The sequence below is a fragment of the Pseudomonas sp. Sample_10 genome (genome assembly GCF_004321495.1).
Classification (GTDB): domain Bacteria; phylum Pseudomonadota; class Gammaproteobacteria; order Pseudomonadales; family Pseudomonadaceae; genus Aquipseudomonas.
In genome coordinates this window covers 1-6,385 of sequence record NZ_RCOE01000023.1, presented here as the reverse complement: position 1 = coordinate 6,385, position 6,385 = coordinate 1, and the positions used below count along the sequence as shown (strand labels likewise).

The window sequence follows — 6,385 nt, the reverse complement described above, 5'->3', positions numbered from 1 at the left end:
GGGTCGATCACGGCAACAACCTCGCAAACGCATGTCGCCGCATTGTTCCACAAAGGTTGTGAAGGCAGCAACGCGCCGGCCTACCTTATGTGCACTCTTGTGAAAAGTACGTATTCTGGTGACCTTTCTACAGACTTTTCAGCGAGTAACTGCAATGCGGCTGGCTTTATTCGACTTGGACAACACGCTTCTGGGCGGCGACAGCGACCACGCCTGGGGCGATTACCTGTGTGAGCGAGGCTTCCTCGACCCCATCGCCTACAAGGCTCGAAACGACGAGTTCTATCAGGATTACCTGGCCGGCAAGCTGGACAACGATGCGTACCTGAACTTTTGCCTGGAGATTCTCGGCCGCACGGAAATGGACGTGCTTGCCCTTTGGCACAGCGACTACATGCGCGACTGCATCGAGCCGCTGATGCTGCCCAAGGCCATCGAGCTGCTTGCAAAACACCGCGCCGCCGGCGACAAGCTGGTGATCATCACCGCCACCAACCGCTTCGTCACAGGGCCTATCGCCGAGCGTCTTGGCGTCGAAACACTGATCGCCACCGAATGCGAAATGCTTGATGGTCGCTACACCGGGCGCAGCACCGATGTGCCGTGCTTTCGCGAAGGCAAGGTGACGCGGTTGAATCGTTGGCTGGAAGAGACCGGGCATTCGTTGGAGGACAGCTATTTCTACAGCGACTCGATGAATGATTTGGCGCTGCTGGAGCAAGTGGCCAACCCGATCGCTGTCGATCCGGACCCGAATTTGCGCGCTGAAGCCGAGAAGCGTGGCTGGCCGGTGATTACGCTGCGCGACTGATATCGCCATCGCTGGCAAGCCAGCTCCCACAGGTTTTTCGGGTGTTCACACAATTGGTGCTCACTGAAAATCCTTGTGGGAGCTGGCTTGCCAGCGATTGGGCCAACGCAGTTTCATTGATTAAACCGGCTTGGCGCCCATCAATCCGGCAATGGCGATAAAGCAGACAAAGCTGAACACCGCCAACGCAAAAGTAAATTTACCCACGCCACCCGGCGCCTTGCGCAGCTTGTTCAGCCGCACCAGCAGCCAGAACCACGCCAGCGCCGCTAAGGTATACAGCACACTCGACACCAGCAGCCAGGTCTGCCCCAGCGGCCAGCCCACCAGGTGCACCATCCACCAGCCGGTAAACGGCATGCTCAGCAATGCCAGCCCCATCAGCAGCCAGATAAACACTCGCGGCCTTTGCAGAGTGCGGCTGCCCGCCGTCGCATCGCCATTACGTCGAGTACGCCAGACCCAGATCCCCAGGCCCAACGCACTCAGCAGCAGCACGAGCGTTGCCACCGTGTGCGCCATTTTCAGCGCCGTTAATGTTTCCATGGTTCGATGTCCTTATACAGTGCCCATCAGCGTAGCCGTTCAGCCAAGAAACAGCTGATAGGCCGGGTTGTCGCTTTCATCCCAGTAGGGGTAACCGATTTCTTCCAGCGCCGCCGGCACCAGGTGACGCTCATCGTGAGGCACTTGCAGGCCCGCGACCACACGGCCATCCGCCGCGCCATGGTTGCGGTAATGGAACATCGAGATATTCCAGCGCCCGCCGAGTTTGTTGAGGAAGTTGAACAAGGCACCCGGACGCTCCGGGAACTCGAAGCGCAGGATCACTTCGTCAACCACATGCGCCGCGCGGCCACCGACCATGTGCCGGATGTGCAATTTGGCCAGTTCGTTGTCGGTCAGATCGATGACCGGGAAGCCTTGCTCGCTCAGGCTGGCGATCAGCGCGCTGCGCGGGTCGGTGTCCGGGTGCGTTTGCACGCCGACAAAGATGTGCGCTTCGCTACCGGTGTTGTAGCGGTAGTTGAATTCGGTAATCTGACGCTTGCCGATGGCCTCGCAGAATGCCTTGAAACTGCCCGGCTTCTCGGGAATGGTCACCGCGATGATCGCTTCGCGGCCTTCGCCCAATTCCGCGCGCTCGGCCACATGGCGCAGGCGGTCGAAGTTGACGTTGGCGCCGGAGTCGATGGCCACGAAAGTCTGCCCGGTCACCCCACGCTGCTCGACGTACTTCTTGATCCCGGCCACACCCAAGGCGCCGGCAGGTTCGGTGATCGAGCGGGTATCGTCGTAGATATCCTTGATCGCCGCGCAGATTTCGTCGGTGCTGACGGTGATGACTTCATCCACGTAATCCTTGCAGATCTCGAAGGTGTGCTGGCCAATCTGCGCCACCGCCACGCCGTCGGCGAAGATGCCCACGGTCGGCAGCACCACACGCTCGCCCGCCGCCATCGCCGCTTGCAGACAGTTGGAGTCGTCCGGCTCGACGCCGATGATCCTGATGTCCGGCCGCAGATACTTCACGTACGCCGCGATGCCGGCGATCAGGCCGCCACCGCCGACCGGGACGAAAATCGCATCCAATGGCTGCGGGTGCTGGCGCAAAATCTCCATGGCCACCGTGCCCTGCCCGGCAATGGTGTGGGGATCGTCGTAGGGATGAATGTAGACGTAGCCTTTTTCATCGACCAGTTTCAGCGAGTAGGCCAGGGCTTCAGGGAACGAATCCCCATGCAGCACCACTTTGCCACCGCGCGAGCGAACGCCTTCGACCTTGATCTCGGGCGTGGTCTTGGGCATGACGATGGTCGCTTTCACACCCAACACCTTGGCCGCCAAGGCCAGGCCCTGTGCATGATTGCCCGCCGACGCCGTGACCACGCCGCGAGCACGCTCTTCATCGCTCAGTTGGGTCAGCTTGTTATAAGCGCCGCGAATCTTGAACGAGAACACCGGCTGCAAGTCTTCGCGCTTGAGCCAGATATCGTTGCCCAGCCGCTCGGAGAGCTGGCGGGCAGTCTGCAATGGGGTTTCTACGGCAACGTCATAAACGCGCGAGGTGAGGATCTTTTTGACGTACTGTTCAAGCATCGGAAAGCATCACTGAGCGAGTTGGGCAGGACCATGGAGTCTAACCCGGCTTTTGTCCGCACGACCACACTAAACCGGTGGTTTCAGGCACCGTTGGACCATTGTGGCGAGGGAGCTTGCTCCCGCTGGAGTACGAAGCGCTCCCCCGCATTCATCCGGATGTATCGCTTACCAGGTTTTGCGACTGCTTCGCAGCCGAGCGGGAGCAAGCTCCCTCGCCACAAAAGCAATCCGGCACCCCGGCTCCTGTTCTCTGCCAATCGGACAATGACCTTCCCCGCCCCGAAGCCTATAATGCCGGCCTTTCGTTCCCTCCTCGGCACTCCGGAGCCCGCATGAACCAGGATCAACTCAAACAGGCAGTGGCTCAGGCCGCCGTCGACTTCATCCTTCCGAAACTCGACGACAAGAGCATCGTCGGTGTCGGCACCGGCTCCACCGCCAACTGTTTCATTGACGCGCTGGCCCAACATAAAGGTGCATTCGACGGCGCTGTCGCCAGCTCCGAAGCCACCGCCGCGCGCCTGAAGGGCCACGGGATTCCGGTGTACGAACTGAACACTGTCAGCGACCTGGAGTTCTACGTCGACGGTGCCGATGAAAGTGACGAGCATCTGAACCTGATCAAGGGCGGCGGCGCAGCCCTGACCCGTGAGAAGATCGTCGCGGCGGTGGCCAAGACTTTCATTTGCATCGCCGATGCCAGCAAGCTGGTGCCGGTCCTCGGCGCATTCCCGCTGCCGGTGGAAGTGATCCCGATGGCTCGCAGCCACGTGGCACGCCAACTGGTGAAACTGGGCGGCGACCCGGTCTACCGCGAAGGTGTGCTGACCGACAACGGCAATATCATCCTCGACGTGCACAACCTGCAGATCACCAACCCGGTGGAGCTGGAAACGCAGATCAATGCAATCGTCGGCGTTGTGACCAATGGCCTGTTCGCGGCGCGACCTGCGGACCTGTTGTTGCTGGGGACCAGCGAAGGCGTGAAGACCCTCAAGGCTTGATGACCTGCAGGAGCAAAGCTTGCTCGCGATGAACGATAACGCGGTGCGTCAGACGCGCCGCCATCGCGAGCAAGCTCAGCTCCTACAGTGCCCGGTGGTGTCTTTCAGGGTTGTGCTGGCTTCTTGAACACGTAGAACAAATTCGGCTCGCTCACCAGGTACATCGTACCGTCGTCGTCCATGGCGATCCCTTCCGCTTGCGGCACGGTCTTTTTCAGCCCCTGGCGCCCCTTGCTCAGTGACATGGTGCTCAGCGGTCGGCCGTCGACATCCAGCTCCAGAATCAACCGCGACTCGTCAGACAGCGCCATCAAGTGGCCGCTGCGCTCGTCGTATTGCAGGCTCGACAGATCACGCACGAACATCCCGGCATCGCGCTTGGGGTTGTTGATCACGTGCACCGCGTAAGATTTTTCCGGATTGAAATGCGGAAACCCGTGCACTTCATAGATCAGCATCGGGTCGCGCTCCTTGGCAACAAACAGACGCTTGCCCACCGAATCGTAAGCCAAGCCCTCAAAACCCTTGTTGCCGCTCATGTGCACACCAAGGGTCATTTGCTCCGCGTCCGCCGAGTCGAGGAAGGTGGTGTCGTCCTCCAGACGGATCTTGATCAGTCGCTGCTCACGTTCATCGGTGATGACATAGGTGTCGGCACTGATGAACTCAACGGCTTCCGGATCACCAAATCCGATCAAGGCAATGCGGCGAAGGATCCTGCCGTCCAGGGACAGTTCGATCAGTTCCGAGTTTTTATTGGTGACGGTGAACAGGCTTTTGCGCACCGGGTCGTAGGTCAGTGCCGAGACGTCATCATCGAGCCCCTCGATGACCTGCGCTTCCAAAACCACTTGATACTGGTCAAGGGCAATAGACTGGGTACTTAACGGCTGCCAGAGCGTGTGCAGATTGAACCAGGTCCGCTCAAACAGGCGCAGATACTGGCCGACCGCGATCAACACGATCAACGCAATCACCGACAGCATGAGAATCAGGGGTTTGGGGCGGGCAAATCGACGCATTGGAGGCAGGCTCGGAATTAGATCAGGCGGATGAAATATCACGCCTGTCTGAATTGAAGCTTAATGGCCACTTGCCCGCTCCTACAACCGACGCTGTAAATTCCTACAAAATTGTTTCAACGCTGTTTTTCAAAACGGTAAAACAGGTTCGGCTCGCTGACGAAATACAGGTTACCGGACTCGTCCATGGTCACGCCTTCGGCGCGAGGGATGGTGTTTTTCAGGCCGTTGAAACCGCGCAGCAGCGTCATGAAACTGACCTGCTCGCCTTTTTCGTCGAGCTCCAGCAACAGGTGCGAATCAGCGGACAATACCAGGGTGTGGCCGGTCCGCGGATCGATGGCCAACGCTGACAGATTGCGAATATCCAGTTCGTCACTGGCCAATGCCTGCTTGTCACCGATCAGCTTCTGGCCATCACCCTTCCAGGTGAACAGCGCCGGTGGCCGTTCTTCGCCAAGCAGCAACTGCTGGTTACGCGGATCCCAGGTAACGGCTTCGAACGCCTTGTTCTGGTCTTTCGAGAGGCCCAGGTCATACTTGGGGAAGTTGGCGATGTTCAGCTCGCGGGTGTCGGCATCGACCTTGACGATGCTCACCAAGTGATCACGCTCATCGACGATGGCCAGCAAACCATTGCCCATCACAGTGACGCCTTCGGGGTTGCTCCAGCCCACCAGAGGCATCTTGCGCAACACATCGCCCTGCAACGACAGCTCGACCAGGAACGGGTTTTTACCCATGACTGAAAACAGGGTCTTGGTCTGGGGATCGTAGGCAACGTCCGAAGCTTCATCCTTTTCCATGCCCGGCAGCGGCTTGGCGTCGATCACCACGTGATAGTCCGGCAGCCAGACACTCTCCTGACGCTCGGCGGCGCTTTCGAAGCGTTCCTGGAGCCAGAGCACCCCGCGATCATCCCAATGCATGGCAAACGCCAGGCCGTATGCAATGGCGGCCACTAGCAAAAGCCAGGAATACCAACGCAAGGCAAAGCGTGAGCGACGGACAGGTTTGAGCGTGGTGAGCGGTGGAGTGGCCATCAGGGATGCGTTCCAGAAATTCAGGCTAGGGGTAATAGCACAATTGGGATCGGCTCAGACGCCGAAATCCCGGGAATTATCCAGACCGAATGTGAAAAAACCGGGAAATGGCAGCAACGCCTTCCGACCAGTAGGAGCAAAGCTTGCTCGCGATGAACGATAACCCGGTGTGTCAGGTATACCGCCATCGCGGGCAAGCCACGCTCCTACAGGGCTTGGTGCCGACTTAACGGACGCTGCTGGTGAAGCTGCTGGCGCCCGGCAGTTCCAGAACGATTTCGTCGCCGACATTCAACGGACCAACGCCCACCGGCGTGCCGGTCAGGATCACATCGCCCGCTTGCAGGGAGAAGCAGCCGGCCATGTGCTGGATCATCGGCACGATCGGGTTGAGCATCGCGC

At 59.3% G+C, this 6,385-nt stretch carries 7 protein-coding genes; 2 read left to right on the top strand and 5 right to left on the bottom strand.

Annotated features, from left to right (window positions below; translation table 11 throughout):
• Positions 1-154: 154 nt before the first annotated feature.
• On the top strand, positions 155-811 hold the full coding sequence (locus tag D8U18_RS01795) for an HAD family hydrolase (RefSeq protein WP_056854028.1): 657 nt from the start codon (positions 155-157) through the stop codon (positions 809-811).
• A gap of 120 nt (positions 812-931) precedes the next feature.
• Here D8U18_RS01795 and D8U18_RS01790 read toward each other — a convergent pair whose 3' ends face one another.
• A complete protein-coding gene (locus D8U18_RS01790) occupies positions 932-1,357 on the bottom strand; it encodes a DUF2269 family protein (protein WP_130908372.1) in 426 nt (141 codons plus the stop codon).
• A gap of 39 nt (positions 1,358-1,396) precedes the next feature.
• Positions 1,397-2,911, bottom strand: a complete 1,515-nt coding sequence (gene ilvA / locus D8U18_RS01785) for a threonine ammonia-lyase, biosynthetic (protein ID WP_131106880.1) — start codon at positions 2,909-2,911, stop codon at positions 1,397-1,399.
• Between the two features lie 335 nt (positions 2,912-3,246).
• On the opposite strand from ilvA, the gene rpiA reads away from it, so the two are divergent.
• Positions 3,247-3,918 (top strand): ribose-5-phosphate isomerase RpiA, encoded by a 672-nt coding sequence (gene rpiA, locus D8U18_RS01780; RefSeq protein ID WP_131106879.1) that lies wholly within the window; start codon positions 3,247-3,249, stop codon positions 3,916-3,918.
• A gap of 104 nt (positions 3,919-4,022) precedes the next feature.
• Here the strand turns inward: rpiA and D8U18_RS01775 are convergent, their stop codons facing one another.
• The 3 genes from D8U18_RS01775 to D8U18_RS01765 all read right to left on the bottom strand — a co-directional run.
• Positions 4,023-4,940 carry an SdiA-regulated domain-containing protein gene (locus D8U18_RS01775; RefSeq protein WP_056854032.1) on the bottom strand — a complete coding sequence of 306 codons (918 nt, stop codon included), beginning with the start codon at positions 4,938-4,940 and terminating at the stop codon, positions 4,023-4,025.
• A gap of 116 nt (positions 4,941-5,056) precedes the next feature.
• Positions 5,057-5,983 (bottom strand): SdiA-regulated domain-containing protein, encoded by a 927-nt coding sequence (locus D8U18_RS01770; protein WP_131106878.1) that lies wholly within the window; start codon positions 5,981-5,983, stop codon positions 5,057-5,059.
• A gap of 226 nt (positions 5,984-6,209) precedes the next feature.
• On the bottom strand, positions 6,210-6,385 hold a 176-nt coding region (locus D8U18_RS01765; protein ID WP_177434978.1), incomplete at its 5' end, for a fumarylacetoacetate hydrolase family protein.

What these genes read in the sequence shown, in the direction of transcription:
- D8U18_RS01795 (WP_056854028.1), top strand. Translation starts at nt 155, where the DNA reads ATGCGGCTGGCTTTATTCGACTTGGACAACACGCTTCTGGGCGGCGAC.
- D8U18_RS01790 (WP_130908372.1), bottom strand. Translation starts at nt 1,357, where the DNA reads ATGGAAACATTAACGGCGCTGAAAATGGCGCACACGGTGGCAACGCTC.
- ilvA (WP_131106880.1), bottom strand. Translation starts at nt 2,911, where the DNA reads ATGCTTGAACAGTACGTCAAAAAGATCCTCACCTCGCGCGTTTATGAC.
- rpiA (WP_131106879.1), top strand. Translation starts at nt 3,247, where the DNA reads ATGAACCAGGATCAACTCAAACAGGCAGTGGCTCAGGCCGCCGTCGAC.
- D8U18_RS01775 (WP_056854032.1), bottom strand. Translation starts at nt 4,940, where the DNA reads ATGCGTCGATTTGCCCGCCCCAAACCCCTGATTCTCATGCTGTCGGTG.
- D8U18_RS01770 (WP_131106878.1), bottom strand. Translation starts at nt 5,983, where the DNA reads ATGGCCACTCCACCGCTCACCACGCTCAAACCTGTCCGTCGCTCACGC.